The sequence below is a fragment of the Virgibacillus proomii genome, assembly GCF_018916875.1.
GTDB classification, from domain to species: Bacteria; Bacillota; Bacilli; order Bacillales; family Amphibacillaceae; genus Virgibacillus; species Virgibacillus proomii_B.
Genome location: NZ_JAHLNO010000014.1, coordinates 13568 through 35159 on the forward strand (window position 1 = coordinate 13568; position 21592 = coordinate 35159).

General features: G+C 37.0%; 14 protein-coding genes. 13 read left to right on the forward strand and 1 reads right to left on the reverse strand.

Going from position 1 to position 21592, the window contains the following annotated elements; translation table 11 throughout:
• Window positions 1-224: 224 nt before the first annotated feature.
• Window positions 225-806 (reverse strand): glycerol-3-phosphate 1-O-acyltransferase PlsY, encoded by a 582-nt coding sequence (gene plsY, locus KQI21_RS05930; protein WP_216483212.1) that lies wholly within the window; start codon window positions 804-806, stop codon window positions 225-227.
• Window positions 807-1104: 298 nt separating this feature from the next.
• On the opposite strand from plsY, the gene KQI21_RS05935 reads away from it, so the two are divergent.
• From KQI21_RS05935 to KQI21_RS05995, 13 genes are all read left to right on the forward strand, one after another.
• Window positions 1105-2169 carry an ABC transporter ATP-binding protein gene (locus KQI21_RS05935; protein ID WP_216483214.1) on the forward strand — a complete coding sequence of 355 codons (1065 nt, stop codon included), beginning with the start codon at window positions 1105-1107 and terminating at the stop codon, window positions 2167-2169.
• The gene (locus tag KQI21_RS05940; protein ID WP_216483215.1) at window positions 2166-3692 is read left to right on the forward strand and encodes an ABC transporter permease/substrate-binding protein; all 1527 of its coding nucleotides are present in this window, start codon (window positions 2166-2168) and stop codon (window positions 3690-3692) included. The genes KQI21_RS05935 and KQI21_RS05940 overlap by 4 nt, the downstream gene beginning before the upstream one ends.
• A gap of 16 nt (window positions 3693-3708) precedes the next feature.
• On the forward strand, window positions 3709-4125 hold the full coding sequence (locus tag KQI21_RS05945) for a CoA-binding protein (protein WP_216483217.1): 417 nt from the start codon (window positions 3709-3711) through the stop codon (window positions 4123-4125).
• 638 nt (window positions 4126-4763) lie between these two features.
• A complete protein-coding gene (gene parE / locus KQI21_RS05950; RefSeq protein ID WP_216483219.1) occupies window positions 4764-6722 on the forward strand; it encodes a DNA topoisomerase IV subunit B in 1959 nt (652 codons plus the stop codon).
• Between the two features lie 26 nt (window positions 6723-6748).
• Window positions 6749-9205 (forward strand): DNA topoisomerase IV subunit A, encoded by a 2457-nt coding sequence (parC, locus tag KQI21_RS05955; RefSeq protein ID WP_216483221.1) that lies wholly within the window; start codon window positions 6749-6751, stop codon window positions 9203-9205.
• 540 nt (window positions 9206-9745) lie between these two features.
• Entirely contained in the window at window positions 9746-10381 is a 636-nt protein-coding gene (locus KQI21_RS05960; protein WP_216483248.1) for a TetR/AcrR family transcriptional regulator, read from the forward strand.
• A gap of 57 nt (window positions 10382-10438) precedes the next feature.
• Window positions 10439-11581: an acyl-CoA dehydrogenase family protein gene (locus KQI21_RS05965; protein WP_216483222.1), complete on the forward strand. Its 1143-nt coding sequence runs from the start codon at window positions 10439-10441 to the stop codon at window positions 11579-11581.
• A gap of 29 nt (window positions 11582-11610) precedes the next feature.
• Complete coding sequence (locus KQI21_RS05970; RefSeq protein WP_216483223.1) at window positions 11611-13260, forward strand: AMP-binding protein; 1650 nt, start codon at window positions 11611-11613, stop codon at window positions 13258-13260.
• Window positions 13257-14609 (forward strand): acetyl-CoA carboxylase biotin carboxylase subunit, encoded by a 1353-nt coding sequence (locus tag KQI21_RS05975; protein WP_216483224.1) that lies wholly within the window; start codon window positions 13257-13259, stop codon window positions 14607-14609. Before KQI21_RS05970 ends, KQI21_RS05975 begins: the two co-directional genes overlap by 4 nt.
• A 19-nt stretch (window positions 14610-14628) precedes the next feature.
• Window positions 14629-14838: an acetyl-CoA carboxylase biotin carboxyl carrier protein subunit gene (locus KQI21_RS05980; protein WP_373687631.1), complete on the forward strand. Its 210-nt coding sequence runs from the start codon at window positions 14629-14631 to the stop codon at window positions 14836-14838.
• Window positions 14839-14927: 89 nt separating this feature from the next.
• Entirely contained in the window at window positions 14928-15707 is a 780-nt protein-coding gene (locus tag KQI21_RS05985) for an enoyl-CoA hydratase (RefSeq protein WP_216483226.1), read from the forward strand.
• A gap of 18 nt (window positions 15708-15725) precedes the next feature.
• Window positions 15726-17255 carry an acyl-CoA carboxylase subunit beta gene (locus KQI21_RS05990; RefSeq protein WP_216483227.1) on the forward strand — a complete coding sequence of 510 codons (1530 nt, stop codon included), beginning with the start codon at window positions 15726-15728 and terminating at the stop codon, window positions 17253-17255.
• A 678-nt stretch (window positions 17256-17933) separates the two neighbouring features.
• Window positions 17934-21590 (forward strand): dynamin family protein, encoded by a 3657-nt coding sequence (locus KQI21_RS05995; RefSeq protein WP_216483228.1) that lies wholly within the window; start codon window positions 17934-17936, stop codon window positions 21588-21590.
• Window positions 21591-21592: the final 2 nt, after the last annotated feature.

Sequence of the window (21592 nt, forward strand, 5' to 3'; positions counted from 1 at the left end):
CTTTCTCTTTACTTCTAAAGTATACGTTACGATAAAGCGAGAATCAATTTATAGGTTTTATCCCGTATGTAAGGTGCCGTAAGACTCCCACTTCAAGAGCCTCGAGTTGATACAAAAGGGTTTAAGTGGGAGAAAACGGCACCTAAATGCCCGATTCGTTTAACTAACATTCAGTAGGAGATGGAAGAAAACTCCTACTGAATGAAGTTTCACTTTATCGGCGATTACATCCAAGTTATTTTTGGCTCAGTTTTATTTTTTATTCGTTTTAAGTTCTCACGATGCCTGTAAATCACAAAAACCGTTAGTATTGAGGTAACAATAATTAGCCCCGTATTTTTAAAGATAAATGATAATATAACAGTTACTATTCCAGTAATAATAGATGAAAGTGAGACATATTTCGATATATATAGGCTAATTAAAAAAGTTGACACCATTAGAACAAATAATAATGGGTTAATACCAAGAATGATGCCGCCGGATGTAGCGACTGCTTTTCCTCCTTTAAATCTTGCAAACACAGGATACGTATGACCGGCTACTGCAAATAATCCGATGATCAGTCGATAGACATCTGCGTCAAAAAACAGCGGAATAAGCGTAGCCGTCGTACCTTTTAAAATATCTGCTAGTGTAACAATAATCCCAGCTTTCATTCCTAATACACGAAAGGTGTTTGTTGCTCCGAGGTTTCCACTGCCATGCTCACGTACGTCTTTGTTATAACCAATTTTTCCGACAATCAAGGCAGACGGAATCGATCCGAGTAGATAGGCAATAATTGCAAATACAAGATACTCCATAATGCTTCCTACTTTCCTCTTAATTATCTTCGCACCTATTGTAAACATAAATAAGGACGATACTGCCTTTTATTTTAGCATGAAGTTCCTATTTTAAGAACCATTATTAAATAGATGTTTGTTATTAATTGTATCTGGGAATAAACTATACTATTCTAGCAATAGTAATTTTTTTAAAAATAAGTTCAAAAAGTTCAGCAAAAGTGATGCTGAATTTTTCTGTTCCTAAACATGTTATGTTCGTTTAAAATAATATTGTAACTCGCTTTATTTAAATACGTATTAAAGGGGAAAGGACATGATTGAATTTAACCAAGTAAATAAAGTATATCAAGACGGGACCGAAGCTGTTAAGAATATTTCCTTTCATGTAAATAAAGGTGAAATGGTTACTTTTATTGGCCCAAGCGGCTGCGGTAAAACAACTACATTGAAAATGGTCAATCGTCTAATGGAACCGACATCTGGGTCTATTTACATACATGGAAAAGACATCCAAACATATCCGATTCATGAATTGCGCTGGAACATTGGTTATGTGCTTCAAGAAATTGCATTATTTCCACATCTGACGGTAGAACAAAATATTGCCATTGTTCCTGAATTAAAAAAGTGGAAACAAAAAGAAATCCAAAATCGAGTAACGGAATTGTTGGAAATGGTTGGACTAAACCCAACGATATTTAAGAAAAAATTGCCAAGAGAGCTCTCGGGAGGGCAACAACAGCGGATTGGTGTTATTCGGGCGTTGGCAGCTGATCCTGATATTATCTTAATGGACGAACCATTTAGTGCTTTAGATCCTATAAGTAGAGAACAGCTACAAAAAGATATTCAAGCTTTGCAAAAAGAAATTAAAAAGACGATTCTATTTGTTACACATGACATAGATGAAGCACTTCATTTAGGAGATAGAATTTGTTTAATGAAAGATGGGATGATTGAGCAGTTTGCTGAAGCTGATAAATTGATATTAGAGCCACATTCACGATTTGTTAAAGAATTTATCGGGGAACGTAAATCGCCTTGGGAAATTACCGTAGATAAAATTGCTAATCCATCACAGGAATATTTACTAACAAGGCCAGCCTTTCATAACAGCGCCTATCGGAGTGATAAGACGTATGTTTTAGTTGAAGAACGTAATCAGTATGTCGGTCTCATTGTTAATGGACAACTAACACAAAGTGTTTATTTAAAAAATGATCTCTCTTTGTATCAAGCAGTGGAGATGATCCAAGACACCGACCAAGAAATCTTCCCTGTTTTACAAGTAAATCAACTTATAGGTATTATTCGTTACCGTGATATCGTAAATTTTTTAAAGAATAAGACCGTAAAAAACGGGAGGCTCCAAACGTGAAAGAGTTTTTTACTGTATTTCAAAATCGCCAGGCAACCCTTGTAGAAGCAATATGGGAACACTTACAAATATCATTAACTTCACTCATCATTGCCATTTTGATTGCAGTACCTTTAGGCTTAATACTGACGAGATATCCTCGAGTTGCTGAACCAATCATCGGATTATCAGCTGTATTACAAACGATTCCAAGTCTTGCTATCCTAGCTTTTCTCATTCCATTTTTCGGGATTGGCACCTTACCTGCAATTGTTGCCCTAACAGCATATGGACTACTCCCAATTCTTCGTAATAGTTATACAGGCATTAAAGAAGTAGACCCTGCATTAACTGAAGCTGCAACAGGATTGGGAATGAATTCATTTAAACGCTTAATAAAGGTAGAATTGCCGCTTTCCATGCCAGTTATTATGGCAGGAGTTCGGACTTCTATGGTTTTAATTGTTGGAACAACCACATTAGCTGCGTTAATCGGAGCAGGAGGATTAGGTGAATTAATTCTTTTAGGTCTTGATCGTGGAGCGGATGTGAGTTTAATATTGTTAGGTGCGATTCCTGCGGCTTTACTAGCGATTATTTTTGACGTTATTTTACGGTGGGTTGAACAACTCTCTAAACGAGCGGGAATCAAATCGTTCATAGCCATGTTAATCGTTGCGGTTTTGATCGTTATTTCTCCTTTTCTTTTTAGTAATAAGAAGCAAGCAGATTTAGTTATCGGTGGTAAACTAGGATCAGAACCAGCAATTTTAATTCATATGTATAAGTTATTAATTGAAGAAAATACCGATTTAAGCGTAAAATTAGAACCAGGGCTAGGAAAAACTGCTTTCTTATTTAATGCATTACAACAAGGAAGCATCGATATCTATCCAGAATTTACAGGAACGGCGATTGTTACACATCTTGAACAAAAAGCAGATAGTAACAATAAGGAAGAGGTGTATCAGCAAGCTAAACAGGGGATGGATAAACAATTTGATATGGCATATTTACAGCCAATGGCCTATAATAATACGTACACTGTTGCAACAACAAAAGAACTAGCCGATCAATTTGATTTAAAGACAATCGATGATCTTAAAAAAATAGAGGATCAATTAACTGCTGGCTTTACACTGGAGTTTAAAGACCGTTATGATGGGTATGTAGGTATGCAGGATGTATATGGTTTAGATATTACAAGTGTACAAACCATGGATCCAGGTCTTAGACAAGATGCGTTAACATCTGGTCAGGTAGATATCATTGATGCATATGCAACAGATAGTTATATGGAAAAACTAAATTTAATTTCTTTGGAAGATTCAAAGCAATTATTTCCTCCATATCAAGGGGCTCCACTATTGCAAAATGATACACTGGACAAATTTCCTGAACTTGAAGGTATTTTAAACAAACTCTCAGGAAAAATAACTGACCAACAGATGAGGCAAATGAATTATCAAGTAGATTATCATGATGAATCACCAGAAATAGTAGCAAGAGAGTTTCTCATAGAACAGGGGTTACTTGAAAAATAAGAAGGGGGAAGCTATAATGACGTGGGAAAATCCGACCAATGAAGAATTGAGAAGAATTTTAGTTACGGCGAAAACAATTGCAGTTGTAGGCTTGTCAAACAATTCGGAACGTACTTCTTATCAAATTGCTAAAATTATGCAACGAGAAGGTTACCGTATCATTCCGGTTAATCCTACAGTACAAGAGGTCTTAGGTGAACAAGCCTACCCTTCATTAGCAGAGGTGCCTGAACCGATTGATATTATAAATGTCTTTCGCAGGCCAGAGTTCTTACCGGAAGTTGCGAAGGATGCTGCTCAAACGAATTGTAAGATCTTTTGGGCGCAGCAAGGAATTGTTAATGAAGATGCGTATCATTATTTAAAACAACGTGATTTTACCGTAATTATGGATCTTTGCATTAAAGTGGTTCATGCAGTATTGCTGAAATAATAGAACGAAAAAAGGGTGGCGGCACGATTAGTCATCCTTTTCTCATGTTTTAAGCGAAGCTCTAGTTATAAAAGCGGTAAGCGCTCGCTTAGCGACGTACGAACTGGAGAACTTCTGACAACGTAAGGAGCCAGGTTGACATATCATAGAAAGAAGTAATTTAAGTTGAACGAAGCTAGTTTCAAAGTTACTGCCATATGGTAGTGGAAACCATAGAACGGATATTGTTTTCTAGACAATTAAAAATTTGGTTATTTGCAAAACACGGCATAAGCTTCATGCCTTGTTGACTCAAGCTAAACATTACGATACATGGTCTGTTAATATAATTATATAAAGCTTGTTCCTCTTATGCATGATCAACCTCCAATGAATGATAGCTTCATTATAAATTACTTCAATGACGATTTTTTTGTGTTCTTGCAATACAAGCTTGATGTAACTATAGTATACTTAGTAACGTGAGAGAAAGGGTTACTTAATGACTAAAAACAATAGCTTTTAGGAAACCTGTAATTTATTAATTGTTTGTAGGAAAAAACACAAACCTTCATATGTATTATAGTTTGTTTTATCTTTACATAAACAAACGTTCGTTCTATTATAGTACGTACAGAAAAGAAAGGAGCAAGTACGGAGTGACAAAACAACCGATTTCATATAGTGATGACTCAATCCAAGTACTGGAAGGTCTGGAAGCAGTACGAAAAAGACCAGGTATGTACATAGGTAGTACAGATAGCCGTGGGCTGCATCACCTCGTTTTTGAAATTGTTGATAATGCGGTAGATGAAGCCCTAGCAGGATTTGGAGACATCATTAAAGTGACTATACATAAAGATAATAGCATTTCCATCACGGATCATGGGCGTGGTATTCCAACCGGGATGCACCGTTCTGGAAAGCCAACACCTGAGGTGATATTTACCATATTGCATGCAGGTGGAAAATTTGGACAGGGTGGTTATAAAACTAGTGGAGGTCTACATGGTGTAGGTGCATCCGTAGTCAATGCTTTATCTGAATGGTTAGACGTCACAATCCATCGTGATGGTCATATCTACTTTCAACGTTTTGAAAATGGCGGAAAACCTGTCGGCTCTTTAGAAAAGAAAGGGCCAACGAAAAAAACTGGTACCATCATTCATTTTAAACCGGACCCAACGATTTTTAATACAACCATTTACAACTTTGAAACATTATCTGAACGGTTAAGAGAAGCTGCCTTTTTACTAAAAGGATTAACGATTCAATTACAAGACCTTAGAAATAAACAGACAGAAGAATACCAATATCCAGAAGGACTAAAGGCTTTTGTACATTATCTGAATGAAGAAAAAGATACCCTTCACCCCGTTGTAGCTTTTGAAGGTGAACAGCAAGGAATTGAAGTTGATTTTGCTTTTCAATTTAATGACGGTTATGCAGAAAGTATGCTATCTTTTGTTAACCATGTTCGTACGAAGGATGGAGGAACGCATGAATCTGGAGCGAGAACAGCAATTACGAGGACGTTTAACGACTATGCCAGACGAATCGGACTTTTAAAGGAAAAAGATAAAAACCTGGAAGGTTCAGATATAAGAGAAGGCTTCACTTCTATCGTTTCTGTTCGTCTGCCAGAAGAGAAACTGCAATTTGAAGGGCAGACGAAAGGAAAACTAGGTACGCCGGAAGCTAGATCCGTGGTTGATGCAGTTGTTTCGGAAAAGCTTTCTTATTTTCTTGAAGAAAACTCAGATGTTTCTAATCTTTTAATTAAAAAGGCGATTAAAGCAAAAGAAGCTAGGGAAGCGGCCAGAAAAGCGAGAGAGGACGCTCGAACCGGAAGAAAAAGAAGGAAAAAAGATACGATCTTAAGCGGAAAGCTTACTCCTGCTCAATCAAAAAATCCAAAACGTAATGAACTATACTTGGTTGAGGGGGACTCTGCAGGCGGATCTGCAAAACAAGGCAGAGATCGAAAGTTTCAAGCTGTACTTCCATTACGAGGAAAGGTAATTAATACAGAAAAGGCAAAGCTTGAGGACGTTTTTAAGAATGAAGAAATATCGACAATCATTCATACTATTGGTGCTGGTGTTGGCGGCGATTTTCATTTAGATGATGTGCAATATGATAAAATAATTATTATGACCGACGCAGATACGGATGGTGCACATATCCAAGTGTTATTGCTTACGTTTTTCTATAGGTATATGCGACCATTGATTCAAGCAGGTAAGGTGTATATTGCACTACCACCTTTATATCAAATCTCCAAGGGAAAAGGAAAAAATAAACGTGTGGCTTATGCTTGGGATGAAGAAGAAATGAAGAAAACAATTAAGGATTTTAAAAACGGCTATACCTTACAACGCTATAAAGGTTTAGGAGAAATGAATGCAGATCAGCTGTGGGAAACGACCATGAATCCAGAATCAAGAACTCTTATCCGGGTAACCATCGATGATTTAGCACGTGCAGAAAGACGTGTGACGACATTAATGGGCGATAAAGTGGAACCTAGAAGAAAATGGATAGAAAATAATGTTGAATTTGGTCTGGATGAAGAATCAAATATCTTAGAAAACGATAGAATTCATACAGAATTATGATAAAAATCATATAAGGGGGGGTTGGTATGACACAACCAGGAACATATTTAGACCTTCCGTTAGAAGAAGTAATAGGAGACCGATTTGGAAGGTACAGTAAATACATTATTCAGGACAGGGCGCTTCCCGATGCGAGAGACGGATTAAAGCCCGTTCAGCGAAGAATTCTTTATGCGATGCATGAAGAAAAAAATACCCATGATAAAAACTTTCGTAAATCAGCTAAAACAGTTGGTACTGTTATTGGGAATTACCACCCTCATGGTGATTCTTCCGTATATGAAGCAATGGTCCGATTAAGTCAAGATTGGAAAGTTAAAAATGTGTTAGTTGAAATGCATGGGAATAACGGAAGTGTTGATGGGGACCCACCTGCTGCCATGCGTTACACAGAAGCAAGATTATCTAGTATTGCTTCTGAATTATTAAGAGATATTGAAAAAGATACGGTAGATTTTATTCCAAACTTTGATGACACAACGACAGAACCTGTAGTGCTGCCGGCGAAATTTCCAAATTTACTCGTTAATGGATCAACAGGGATCTCCTCAGGTTATGCTACGGATATACCACCTCATAATTTAGGGGAAGTACTCGATGCAGTTATCCTTAAAATCGATAAACCTTCTGTCACGATAGAAGAATTAATGAAAGTGATAAAAGGTCCTGATTTTCCAACCGGTGGGATTATCCAAGGAATTGATGGAATTAAAAAAGCTTACGAAACTGGTCGCGGTAAAATTATTGTACGAGGCAAAACACGAATAGAAGAAATTCGCGGTAATCGCGAGCAAATTGTTATTGAAGAAATTCCATATGAAGTAAATAAAGCAAATATGGTCAAAAAAATAGATGAGTTGCGCATCGATCGAAAAGTAGAGGGGATTGCCGAAGTTCGAGATGAGACCGATCGGACTGGTTTACGAGTTGTCATTGAACTTAAGAAGGATGTAAATGCAGAAGGTGTTCTTAACTACTTGTTTAAAAACACGGACTTACAAGTTACGTACCATTTTAATATGGTAGCTATTCAGGATAAAACACCAAAATTGTTATCACTAAATGAAATATTAGAATCGTATATTTCCCACCAAAAAGAAGTCGTAACAAGACAAACTGTCTTTGATCTGAAAAAAGCGAAAGATCGAGCTCATATTGTTGAAGGTCTAATCAAGGCGATTTCTATATTAGATGAGGTTATTAGCACAATTCGTTCTTCTAAGGATAAGCAAGACGCAAAAAAACGCCTTATTACCAACTATCAATTTACCGAAGCACAAGCAGAAGCAATTGTTATGTTGCAGCTATATCGTTTAACGAATACCGACATCACCTCGCTTCAACAAGAAGCTAAAACGTTAGAAGAAAAAATTAAGGAACTTGAGTTAATCTTACAAAGTGAGAAAAAACTATTCCAAACGATTAAAAAAGATTTAAGAAAGTTGAAAAAAGCATATGCAACACCTCGACAAACAGCTGTTGAAAATGAAATAGAAGAATTAAAAATTGATATTGAAGTGATGGTAGTAAGTGAGGATGTATTAGTATCGGTTACACAGGCCGGTTATGTGAAACGAACTAGTCTGCGTTCCTATAACGCTTCAAATGGAGAAGATTTTGCCATGAAGGAAGGTGACTGTTTAGTTAGCTTAGCAGAACTGAATACGACAGATAAGGTTCTTCTTTTCACAAATAAAGGAAACTATATATACACACCTGTACACGAATTACCAGATATTCGCTGGAAAGATATTGGTCAGCATATTTCAAATTTCGTGCCATTGGAAAAAGATGAACGAATTATCACATGTATTCCTGTTCGTGATTTTACGGAGGATAAGTACTTAATCTTTTTCACAAAAAAAGGGATGATAAAAAAAAGCAAACTGAAACTTTATGAAGCGCAGCGTTATTCAAAAGCTTTAATTGCTCTAAGATTAAAAGATGATGATGAGCTGATTAATGTTCATTGTACAACAGGACATTCCGATGTATTTATTGCTTCGGATAAGGGATACGGCTTATGGTATCATGAAAGCGAGATTTCTGTTGTAGGACAGCGGACTGCTGGTGTGAAGGCCATTCATCTTAAAGAAGATGAACAGGTTGTTAACGGTGAGGTGTTTGATGAATTATCGGAACCTTCTTTAGTTGTGCTCACCCAGCGTGGTGCTTGTAAACGAATGAAATTAAGTGAGTTTGAGAAGTCCAATCGAGCAAAAAGAGGATTATTAATGTTACGTGAACTAAAAAGTAAACCTCATCGAATACGCGGATTCTTCCTTGTTAATGAACATGACACGATAAACTTTAGGACAAACAATGGAGAGATACATCGTGTATTTCCATTAGAGCTATCCAATAGTGATCGCTATAGCAATGGTTCTTTTATTGTGGATACAGATACAAAAGGAGAAGTAATTTCTGCTTGGAAAAAAGTAGATTATGAAAAACCGTTCGAACATTTGGATGAGAATAAATAAAGTCTAACAATTGCTAGCCATGAAAGCTTTGAGTTTCTTGGCTAGTTTTTCTTTTGCTTAAACTCTACGCTTTTTGGAAACAAGAGAAATTTAACTCATGGATAAATAAAACTTGAGTCAAAAGGATTTTGTTTTATTTTACTGATAGGAAGTAGAACAAAGGCTAAATCTCAAGAAGTCCTGAAACCACAGTGTATTGCTGCTGCAATTTTCTACCCGTTATATGCTGTTACGAGCAAGTTGAAGTTCTAGGAAAGTGAGTTTAAGGCATAGTGTATATATTAATAAATCAACAACTAAAAAATTGGTATGTCTTTTTTTCACTATAGGAAAGTATAAAACTTTAGGCTTTATAGTATAAGAAAAACTACAGCTTTCGCCATAAAGACTTGGCGACAAGCCAAGTTTTTCTAAACTGGACTTTTTAAACATCTTCTACTTCCAGCTTGATTTTCGCTTTATAAGTTCCCATTCGTATAAACACTTTAAATTTTCTGCAAACTATGATAATGTAATACTATATTACTAAATGAGGAGGGGATCAGAACGGATTTACGGGAAAAAATCATTCAATCATCTTTACTGCTGTTTGAAAAGAAAGGATTTCATGGAGTAACGGTTAATGAAATTGTTGCAGACGTTGGTACTTCAAAAGGCGGTTTTTACCATCACTTTACTTCAAAGGATGAATTACTCTATGTCATCCATGACACGTTTATTACCTACGTACTGGAAAAAGCAATGTATGCCATTAATATGTATGAATCACCGACAAGAAAACTACGAGCTATTATTAAAGATTTTGTAAAAGTGTTTGATATCTATAAGCCGCATATTTCTGTATTTTATCAAGAAAGTATTTATCTGAAGCATGAATATGAGGTGATCATTAAAGAAAAGCGAGATTGCTTTAAGAAGCTGATCTTTCATACCATCAAGGAAGGGCAAGAGTGTGGAGAGTTTCGTAAGGATCTGCCTGTTGAAATAACAGGGATGGCTATTTTAGGAATGGTCAATTGGACGTATAAATGGTACCACCCAACAGGGAAGAATACAATTGAAGAAATTAGTGAGATCTTTGTTGAGCTTATTTTGCATGCTATTATAGCAAAGGAAAAATGGAACCATTTGACTTACAACGAGCTATCCGCTGACAGAATGAATGTAAGCGATTAACTTGTTTTCCAGATAACAGACCAACCAGTCGGTCTAATCCAACAAGGGGGATAAATAATGAATTTTGAGTTGACCAAAGAGCAAGCAATGATAAAAAAGATGGTTAGGGATTTTGCAGAATCTGTAATACGGCCACGTGCCATCGAAATTGATACAACTGCTGTTTTTCCAATCGATATTTTCGAACAATTGGGAGAGTTAGGTCTATTAGGGATACCGTTTCCAGAGGAATATGGCGGTTCTGGAGGCGATACATTATCCTATGCACTTGCAGTTGAAGAAATTGGACGTATATGCGGCAGTACGGGATTAAGCTATGCTGCAGCAGTTTCTTTAGGTGCAAGCCCTATTTACTACTTTGGTACAGAAGAACAAAAGCAACAATTTTTAACCCCTTTAGCAGAAGGAAAGGCACTTGGCGCATTTGGTTTAACTGAACCAAATGCAGGATCAGATGCTGGTGGTACGAAAACAACTGCTGTAAAGGAAAATGATGAGTTTGTTATTAATGGGGAGAAATGTTTTATAACGAATGCTAGTTTTGCGAAAACATTAATTGTAACCGCTGTCACAGGTAAAGATAAAACAGGTAAAAAGATTATTTCTGCTATTATTGTGCCAACAGATACAGAAGGGGTAGCGATTACGAGCAACTATGACAAAATGGGCGTTCGCGGTTCTGATACAGCTGAAATTGTCCTTGATAATGTTCGCGTACCGGCAACAAATCTTCTTGGTGATCCGGAAAAAGGATTTAAACAATTTTTATATACACTAGATGGGGGCAGAATTTCCATTGCTGCACTAGGAGTGGGGATTGCACAAGCATCGTTGGAAAAAGCTTTACATTATGCCAAAGAAAGAAAGCAGTTTGGTAAATCTATTTCTGATTTTCAAGCAATCCAATTTAAACTAGCAGATATGGCGATGGAAGTTGAATTAGCAAGAACAATCGTACATAAAGCAGCATGGTTAAAAGATAATAACAAACCTTTCAGTAAAGAGGCTTCTATTGCTAAACTTTATGCTACTGAGACAGCATTTCGCTGTGCTAATCAAGCAATTCAAATCCATGGTGGATATGGCTATATGCGTGAGTATGAGGTTGAACGCTATTTACGTGATGCCAAACTATTGGAAATTGGTGAAGGTACATCAGAAATCCAACGCCTAGTTATAGCTCGTCAGCTAGGCTGTTAAAGAATTTAGTATAGGGGAGTGAGTCTTTCATGGCACTTTTACATGTTACTATTGGGGAATTACTTGAAAAGCAAGTTGAGTTATACCCGGATCATGAAGCCGTCATCTACCCAGAATTAAACCTTCGAAAAACGTATAAAACCTTTAATGACAGTGTAAATATAGCCGCAAAAGGATTGATGGCATTAGGAATTGAAAAAGGTGAACATGTTGCTATCTGGTCAGATAATAAACCGGAATGGCTGATTACGCAATTTGCAACCGGTAAAATGGGTGCTGTTTTAGTTACAGTAAATACAAACTATCAAGCTAGTGAATTACATTATTTATTAGAACAATCTGATGCAACTACATTAATATTGGCAGAAAGCTATAAAGGAACATCGTATATTGATATTATAAAGAAAATTTGTCCGGATCTGGAAACTTCCAAGCGAGAAAATCTTCAATTAAAAGCACTGCCTATGCTAAAAAAACTTATTGTTCTCAGTGACCAGACATACCCTTTTGCCTACAATTGGCGGGAGGTGCTTGATTTAGGGCAGGAGATAAGTGATAAAGCATTACAAACACGAAGATCAAATTTAGATGAGTATGAAGTAATTAATATGCAATACACATCTGGAACAACTGGATTTCCTAAAGGAGTTATGCTAACTCATCATAACATTGTAAATAACGGAAAACAAATTGCCGATTGCATGAAACTGACCCATCAAGATAGACTTTGTATCCCGGTTCCATTTTTTCATTGCTTCGGTTGTGTATTGGGGGTTTTAGCGGCTATTTCGAAAGGGGCAACAATGGTTTTATTAGAGCAATTTCATCCGGAAAAAGTTTTGGCAGCTGTGTCTTCAGAACAATGTACAGCACTGCATGGAGTACCGACGATGTTTATTGCTGAGCTAAATCATCCCAATTTTGATCAATATGATTTATCGAGTTTAAGAACCGGAATTATGTCTGGTTCACCTTGTCCAACTGAAGTAATGACTAAAGTAATGGACAAAATGGGAGCAAAAGAAATCACAATCGCTTACGGCCAGACTGAGGCTTCTCCAGTAATTACCCAGACAAAAACCGATGATCCGATTGAACTCCGAGTGAACACGGTAGGGACACCACATCCAAACGTGGAAGTGAAAATTGTCATTCCTGGAACGAACCAACAGCAAAAACCCGGCTTACCTGGCGAATTATTAACCCGCGGATATCTTGTAATGAGGGGATATTATAATAACTTCGAAGCGACGAAAGAAGCAATTGATGAAGATGGGTGGCTTCACACCGGGGATTTAGCCATTATGCGGACAGATGGCTATTTGGAAATTACCGGTCGGATGAAGGATATGATTATTCGTGGCGGAGAAAATATTTATCCGCGGGAAATTGAAGAATTTCTTTACCAGCATTCGAATATATTGGATGTACAAATTATAGGCGTACCTGATAAAAAATACGGTGAAGAAATTATGGCTTGGATTATTCCAAAAGAAAACAGCAATCTAACAGAAGAAGAAATCAGAGACTTTTGTAAAGGAAATATTTCTTGGCACAAAATACCGAGATACATTGAATTTGTAGAAGAATTCCCAATGACAGCAAGTGGTAAAATTCAAAAATATAAGTTGCGAGAAATGGCTCTGGAGCAGCTAGAGTATGAGGGAGGAAAACCATGATTTCTAAAATAGTAATTGCTAATCGGGGAGAGATTGCTGTACGGATCATTCGTACTTGTAAAAAGTTGAACATAAAAACAGTAAGTGTCTATTCAGAAGCAGATAAACATGCACCGCATGTGAAGCTGGCGGATCAAAGTTATTGTATTGGACCTCCACGGGTTAATGAAAGTTATTTAAACGCAAATAGAATAATAGAAATAGCAAAACAAGCGAATGCAGAGGCCGTTCATCCAGGTTATGGGTTTTTAAGTGAAAGTGCGACATTTGCAGAACAATGTGAACAAGCAGGGATTCTATTTATTGGGCCATCCAGTAACGTTATTCGGCAAATGGGCAGCAAAATAGCTGCGAGAAAAGCGATGCAACAAGCCCGTGTCCCGATAGTTCCCGGAACCGAGGAAGCTGTCGCCTCCACCGAAGAAGCGATTAGGCTGGCAAATCAAATTGGTTATCCGGTGATGGTAAAAGCATCTTCCGGTGGCGGCGGGATTGGAATGCAAACGGTTTATTCTGAAGCTGAACTAACGAAAGCATTTGAAAACAACGCAAAACGAGCTAAATCATTCTTTGGCGATGGATCCATGTTTATTGAAAAAAAGATAGAGAATGCACGGCATATTGAAATACAAGTACTAGCCGATCAGTTTGGTCATGTTGTCCATTTATTTGAAAGGGAATGTTCGATTCAACGAAGGAATCAGAAAGTTATCGAAGAAGCACCATCTCCATTTATTACCGAACAGACTAGAAAAGAGATGGGGGAAAAAGCTGTTCAAGCAGCCAAAGCTCTTCATTATACAAATGCCGGAACAATTGAATTTTTAGTGGATGAACAAGAGAACTTCTACTTTTTAGAAATGAACACTCGTATTCAAGTAGAACACCCGATAACCGAAGAGATTACAGGTATTGATATTATTGAAAAACAAATTGACATTGCTAATGGGAAACCATTAACAATTGAACAACATGATTTAAATATAAATGGTCATGCAATCGAAGCACGGATTTATGCAGAAGATCCACTGACATTTTTTCCATCACCCGGTCAGATTGAGGTATTTCACCCACCATCAGGAGAGAAAATCAGAAATGAAGTGGGAGTAACGAATAATTATCTGGTTTCACCGTTTTACGATCCGATGATTGCCAAATTAATTGTCCATGGTGAAACGAGAGAGAAAGCAATTACCTTATTAAAACAAGCATTAGATCAATATGAGATTACGGGTATTAAGACTAATTTATCAATGCTTATGCAAGTAATTGATCACGAACAGTTCAAGGCTGCAAATACAACAACAAACTTTATTGAAAGTTACTATCTACCAAAGAAAATCCATTAAAAACAAGGAGGAAATGAATATGGAAATAAAAGCAACGATGGCAGGAAGTGTTTGGAAGAAAACCGTAGAGCCGGGTGAAGCAGTAGAAGAAGGGCAGGATGTTGTTATCTTGGAATCAATGAAAATGGAAATCCCAATTGTAGCGGAATCCAGTGGTATAGTAAAGGAATTTAGGGTTAACGAAGGCGATTTTGTTAATGAAGGCGATACGATTGCAATTATTGAATAACTTTTAAGAACCAATTTTTCCCATAAGTATACATCATTAAATGCGGAAAAACAATATTTAAATTTTATATATACAAGGGGGGCAGATTTGTGGGAAGGTTCGTTGAATTAGAAGTAACCGATTCTATTGCAATTGTTAAGCTAAACAGGCCAGAAGCTGCCAATGCTATGTCACAAGCCCTACTTGAAGACTTACGCACGACTATAAAAACAGTTGAACACAAAGAAAGCATTACCTGTACCATCATTACTGGAAGCGGTGAAAAAGCCTTTTGTGCCGGAGCAGATTTAAAAGAACGCGCTGGAATGAATGAACAGGAAGTAATCGCAGCTGTAGCGTTTATTAGTGAGACCGTAACGATGGTAGAAAACATGTGTATGCCTGTTATTGCAGCTTTAAATGGAGTGGCTTTTGGCGGTGGACTTGAGTTGGCACTTGCTTGTGATATTCGCATAGCAGCAAATCATAGTCAACTAGGATTGACAGAGACTTCCTTAGCCATTATTCCTGGGGCAGGAGGGACACAACGCCTACCGCGTTTAATTGGAATAGGGCAGGCTAAACGCCTTATATATAGTGCCGCACGAATAACAGCAAATAAAGCATTAGCAATTGGACTGGTAGAAGAAGCGGTGGAAGCAAAGGATTTAATGGAAACTGCTCGTGAGTTAGCAGAAATGATCGCAAAAAACGGTCCTGTTGCGTTAAAACAAGCGAAGACAGCGATAAATAAAGGGTTAGAAACAGATTTAGCAACGGGATTAATTATTGAACAACTCGCCTATCAACAAACAATTCCAACAAATGACAGGTTAGAAGGGTTACGAGCCTTTCGCGAAAAACGAACACCGAATTATCATGGAAATTAAAACGGGAGGCTAGTTATAATGGCTTATATGAATGTGTTTCATGAACATGTAGAAAAAATTGAACAAGGTGGAAAGGAAAAATATCATCAAAAAAATATAGAAAAAGGCAAGCTGTTTGTCCGTGAAAGATTACAACGATTATTTGATGACAATATCGAAATAGAAGATGCTTTTTTTGCCAACTGTTTAAATGGAGATTTACCTGCAGATGGTGTGGTAACCGGTATTGGCAAAATAAATGGGCAATCGGTCTGTGTCATGGCGAATGATTCGACTGTAAAAGCAGGGTCTTGGGGAAAACGGACGGTGGAAAAAATAGTACGAATCCAAGAGACGGCAATGAAATTAGAGATACCAATGATCTACTTAGTCGATTCTGCCGGCGCAAGAATTACCGATCAAGTGGAAATGTTCCCGGGCAGAAGAGGAGCAGGGAGAATTTTTCATAATCAAATAAAATTATCCGGTCGTGTACCGCAAGTATGTTTATTATTTGGTCCATCAGCTGCTGGCGGGGCGTATATTCCGGCTTTTTGCGATATCGTTATTATGGTGGACGGGAATGCCTCCATGTATTTAGGTTCTCCACGCATGGCAGAGAAAGTCATTGGAGAAAAGGTGAGTCTGGAGGAAATGGGTGGTGCAAGAATGCACTGCTCTGTATCCGGTGTTGGCGATGTTTTAGTAAAAACAGAAGAAGAAGCAATCGCCTATACCCAAGCATATTTGAGCTATTTTCCGGCTAATTTCAGACAAAAACCACCAGTAAGAGAAGCGAAAACGGTTAAGCAATTGAAAAAAAGCATTACCGATTTAATTCCAGAAAACCAAAATGCAGCCTTTAATATGTATGATCTAATGGATCGGTTGATTGATGAGGATAGCTTTTGTGAAATAAAGAAGAAATTCGCTCCTGAGCTGATCACCGGTTTAGCAAGAATTAACGGCCGCTCCATTGGAATCATTGCTAATCAACCGCGCATGAAAGGAGGCGTCTTATTCCCGGATTCTGCAGATAAAGCGGCTAAATTTATCCAGCTTTGTGATGCATTCAATATCCCTTTACTGTTTTTAGTTGATGTCCCTGGGTTTATGATTGGGACGAAAGTAGAACGTGCGGGAATTATTCGTCATGGTGCAAAGATGCTTGCAACCATGAGCGAAGCAACGGTTCCAAAAATCTCTGTCATTGTCCGTAAAGCTTATGGAGCAGGGCTTTATGCGATGGCAGGACCAGCCTTTGAACCGGATTGCTGTTTGGCATTACCAACCGCACAAATTGCGGTAATGGGACCTGAAGCAGCTGTTAATGCTGTATATGCTAATAAAATTCAGGAATTATCAGAGAAAGAACGAGTTACCTTTATTAAAGAAAAGCAGGAAGAATATAAAGAAGATATTGATATTTATCGGTTAGCTTCAGAAATGGTAGTGGATGCCATCATTGATCCGGAAAAACTACGAGATGAATTAATTAGCCGTTATGAGTTATATGATTCCAAACATGTTACGTTTACAGAAAGAAAGCATGGGGTCTATCCCGTATAAATAATTTACTTACCCACAAAACCTTGGTTGACTAAGGTTTTGTGGGTAAGTTTGTTTTACGAGTAGTGACTTCCTTATCATTAAAGAAATTGTTCGGAGAAGTTTTGACACTAATCGTAATTTCTTTCTTATTATTGCTACAACCTGAAATAGGATGAAGATAATGACTATCGTTTCATATGTTATTCCTCTCAGGTTTGTGTTTTTCTAGATAATCGGGAACCCTTTTGGATTAACGATCATGCTGGACATTTTTTGTATAACGATTTTTATTTACAATAATATTATTATGTGAACTAATACAAGATAATTTAATTTCATTCCATTACATGATATTCTTTACAGAGAAAATATTTTGAAAGGGTAGTAAGATCGTTCGCTTTTTTGAAATGTTAGATAGAGGAGTTTATCCCACATCTAACTGGCAGTAAGAAACCCCCACCTCGGGGAGTAAGAGGGATCGAAGAAGTCTAGGTGGGGGATAACTGCCAATAAATGTCCGATTGGTTCAAGGGCCTTTAGGTCATCCCTTGCGGTACTAACCATGAGTGGGGGATGAAAGAAAGCCCCCACTCATGGAAGTTTCACTTTATAAGATTGTTAGAGCTATGTAGCATTAAACAGAGTTATCCCGTATAATAAACGCTAGTAGTAATAATAGGGGGATGCGTGAGAAGTATGGGGAGCACAACAACAATCAGTTCCGTGCCTATGATGCTTGAGAAAATAGCATTTGTATATCAAAAAATGCTAGACCATCAAGATCAGGTAAACGCGGAGAAAATGCTGGATTTATATAAAAAATACAAAGAACAGGAGTTGATGATCTGTTTTGCCGGACATTTTTCTGCCGGTAAATCAACCATGATTAATACATTATTGGATCATGATATTTTACCAAATAGTCCTATTCCAACGAGCGCCAACATTGTTAAAATCACATCCGGAGGTGGATATGTCCGCGTATATTTTAAAGATCAAGAACCGGAAGAGTATGCTGAACCAGTGGATGTAGAGCTAATCAAGCAATATTCCATGGATAAAGATAAAATCATCAAACTCGAAATTAGTACATCGACAAAGTTATTGCCTAGAGGAACTGCTTTTGTCGATACACCGGGTATTGATGCAGCTGATGATGCAGATCGATTAATGACAGAAGCATCTCTCCATCTTATGGATGCTCTTTTTTATGTTATGGATTATAATCATGTCCAATCAGAAGTTAATTTACAATTTTTAAAAGATGTACAAGATAAATCGATCCCTTTTTACATCATTATTAATCAAATTGATAAGCATGTCGAGGAAGAATTGTCTTTTTCAGATTTTGAAGATAGTATCAAACAGACGTTAGCATTATGGGAGATCGAACCTGAACAAATTTTTTATACTTCCTTATACGAACCTAATTTGGAAAAGAATCAATTAAATGACATAAAGGAAACTTTAAATAACCTATTAACAACTAGGAAGTCTGAGTTATTAAGTAGTGATCATACGCTTCAAGAGGTTATAAAGCAGCATGATTCCTTTCTTGGCGTACAATATGAAGAGAAGCTCGAAGCTTATCGCATTCCAACTGAAGAACGGGAAAAATTAGCTGAAATAAAGACAAAACAGACAGAACTCCAAGAGATGGATAGACAAGAAAAGAAACTAAAGACCGATTTTCAAGCTATTTTACAGCAAACTTTAAAAAATGCTTATCTGATGCCAGCAACATTAAGAGATAAAGCGGCAGCATTTTTAGAATCTCATAAGAGCGATTTTAAAATAGGGTTGCTTGGTGCAAAGAAAAAAACAGAAGAAGAACGAAGAAAGCGCACACATGATTTTTTAGCCGATTTACAGCAAACAGTTGAAGCTACAATGCAATGGAAGCTCCGGGATAAATGGCAGCAATTGTTTAAGGAAAATAAAGTGGATGATATACACATACGAGACTACATCCAGGATTTTTCCATTATCGTAGATCAACAAGATATTATAGAAGTGATCAAACAAGGCGCTACTGTTAGTGGAGACTATATCCTTTATTATACAAATGATCTTGCTCAAGCTATAAAAACAAAGGCAAAGCGATCTGCAAATACGTTATGGGCAAAAATTGAAACGTATTTACAAAAACGAAATCAGCCGATCCGGACCAATTTGTTAGGTCAATTAACAGAGCTCAAAGAAATACAAAAAACGTTAAATCGCTATGATCAATTAAAGGATGAGCTGGATAAAAAGCAAGCAGCCATTAGACAAACAAATAACGCAGCCCATTCACTAAAAGAAGCAGCAATCGTACTGATGGAAGAAGCTTTGCAAAACCAGCACAACCGAATAAAACAAATAGCGCAGCCTAAGAGAATAACAATAGCAAATAATCTAGAAAATATGCCGCTTTCTAATGACAAGAAAGTTACTTCTTCAAATGAAACAAAACATCATGCTAATACGATAGAAATGACGATTAATTCCATAGAAAAAACAATGCAAATCGTTGATCAATTGCCTGGATTTCAATCATTGATGCATGATTTACAAAGGAAAAAGCAACGATTAAAAAATCGTATATACACAATAGCATTATTCGGCGCATTTAGCGCCGGAAAATCTTCGTTTGCCAATGCATTGATGGGAGAAGGCGTACTGCCAGTATCACCAAACCCGACAACAGCAACGGTAAATCGAATCAATCCTGTCGATCATGATCATCAGCATGGTACAATTATCGTCAAAGTTAAATCTCATGAGAGATTGGTAGATGAGCTTACCACAATTACAAAGAAATTCTCTCCCGCATTTTCTAATCTTGATGATTTAATCAGTTGGATAAAACAGGAAAAAATATATCGTAATGAATCCTTGGCAAACACATACCAGTCGTATCTAAAAGCAGTTATAAATGGCTATAAATCTATAAGGCCGAACATCAGTCATACGATTACCTTGGCTTTAGACGACTTTCCAGCTTATGTAACTGATGAAACAAAAGCTTGCTTTTTAGAGACAATTGATCTGTATTACGATTGTGAATTGACTCGTCAAGGGATCCGTCTTGTGGACACTCCAGGTGCAGACTCAGTTAATGCTCGGCATACAGATGTTGCTTTTGATTATATTAAACATGCTGATGCAATTCTCTATGTTACGTATTATAATCATGCATTGAATCGGGCTGACAAAGACTTTTTAATGCAATTAAGCAGAGTAAAGGACTCTTTTCAATTAGATAAAATGTTCTTTATTGTTAATGCTGCTGATTTAGCAAAAGATGAAAGAGAACTAACACTCGTTAAGGATTATGTACAGGAACAATTATTACAGTTAGCTATACGTTTTCCGCGATTATATCCTGTCTCAAGCAGAAATGCACTCGTAAATAAACAAAAACATCAACATTTGGATACCTTAATGGCTAAATTTGAAACTGAATTTTATCAATTTATTCATGAGGATTTAACTAAGTTAATGGTAGCTTCCGTTTTCCGTGATATGGAGCGAATGGAGCAGCAACTGAAGCAATTTATTGCTTCACAGAAATTGGATCAACAAGAGAAAGAAGTATTTAAGAAGTCCATCCTAGCTAAACAAAGCGAATTACAGCAAGTTATTGATGATCTAGATTCAGCACCGTATTTGAATCAAATCAAGCAAAAAATTGAAAAACAGCTGTATTATGTATTAGAGCGATTAGCTATTCGCTTCCATGATATGTTTAAAGAAACATTCAACCCTGCTACGATCACAGAAAACGGGAGGCAAGCAAGAAAGCAGCTTTGGGATTGCTTGGAAGACCTTATTACCTATTACCAAACAGAACTAATCAGAGAATTACAAGCAGTTTCTCTACGGATGGAAGCATTTATCCACGATATAATGATAGATGCGTACAAAGAGATGGAAAGACAAAGTAAACAAATTGATACTTCGTTTTTATTTGCTGAAGCAGAAATAAAAGAGTTAGCATCACCAATTTTTTCAGAAGCATTTCAAGATATGGATAAAAAATCATTTGATCGAATCATAAATATGTTTAAAAATACAAAAGCTTTCTTTGAGAAAAACGAAAAAGAGCAAATGAAAAACGCAATTTATACAGTACTTCAACCATTTGTACTACAATATATGGAAACCAATGAACAAAGCTTGGGAAATTTTTATAAAGCACAATCTCAGGACATGATCGATTATCTTCGGGAGAATGTGACGGAACAATTGCAAAACCATATCCAACGGAGTTTAGCGATGATGACTTCTACTATATCTGTGGACGAATTAATAAGCAAACAACAAGAAATAAGAGAAATTATTGCAAATAGTAGATTGAAAGAAGGATAAAC

Coding starts and splice junctions, on each gene's coding strand:
- KQI21_RS05975 (WP_216483224.1), top strand. CDS start 13,257: ATGATTTCTAAAATAGTAATTGCTAATCGGGGAGAGATTGCTGTACGG.
- parC (WP_216483221.1), top strand. CDS start 6,749: ATGACACAACCAGGAACATATTTAGACCTTCCGTTAGAAGAAGTAATA.
- KQI21_RS05935 (WP_216483214.1), top strand. CDS start 1,105: ATGATTGAATTTAACCAAGTAAATAAAGTATATCAAGACGGGACCGAA.
- KQI21_RS05995 (WP_216483228.1), top strand. CDS start 17,934: ATGGGGAGCACAACAACAATCAGTTCCGTGCCTATGATGCTTGAGAAA.
- KQI21_RS05990 (WP_216483227.1), top strand. CDS start 15,726: ATGGCTTATATGAATGTGTTTCATGAACATGTAGAAAAAATTGAACAA.
- KQI21_RS05965 (WP_216483222.1), top strand. CDS start 10,439: ATGAATTTTGAGTTGACCAAAGAGCAAGCAATGATAAAAAAGATGGTT.
- KQI21_RS05980 (WP_373687631.1), top strand. CDS start 14,629: ATGGAAATAAAAGCAACGATGGCAGGAAGTGTTTGGAAGAAAACCGTA.
- KQI21_RS05945 (WP_216483217.1), top strand. CDS start 3,709: ATGACGTGGGAAAATCCGACCAATGAAGAATTGAGAAGAATTTTAGTT.
- KQI21_RS05970 (WP_216483223.1), top strand. CDS start 11,611: ATGGCACTTTTACATGTTACTATTGGGGAATTACTTGAAAAGCAAGTT.
- plsY (WP_216483212.1), bottom strand. CDS start 806: ATGGAGTATCTTGTATTTGCAATTATTGCCTATCTACTCGGATCGATT.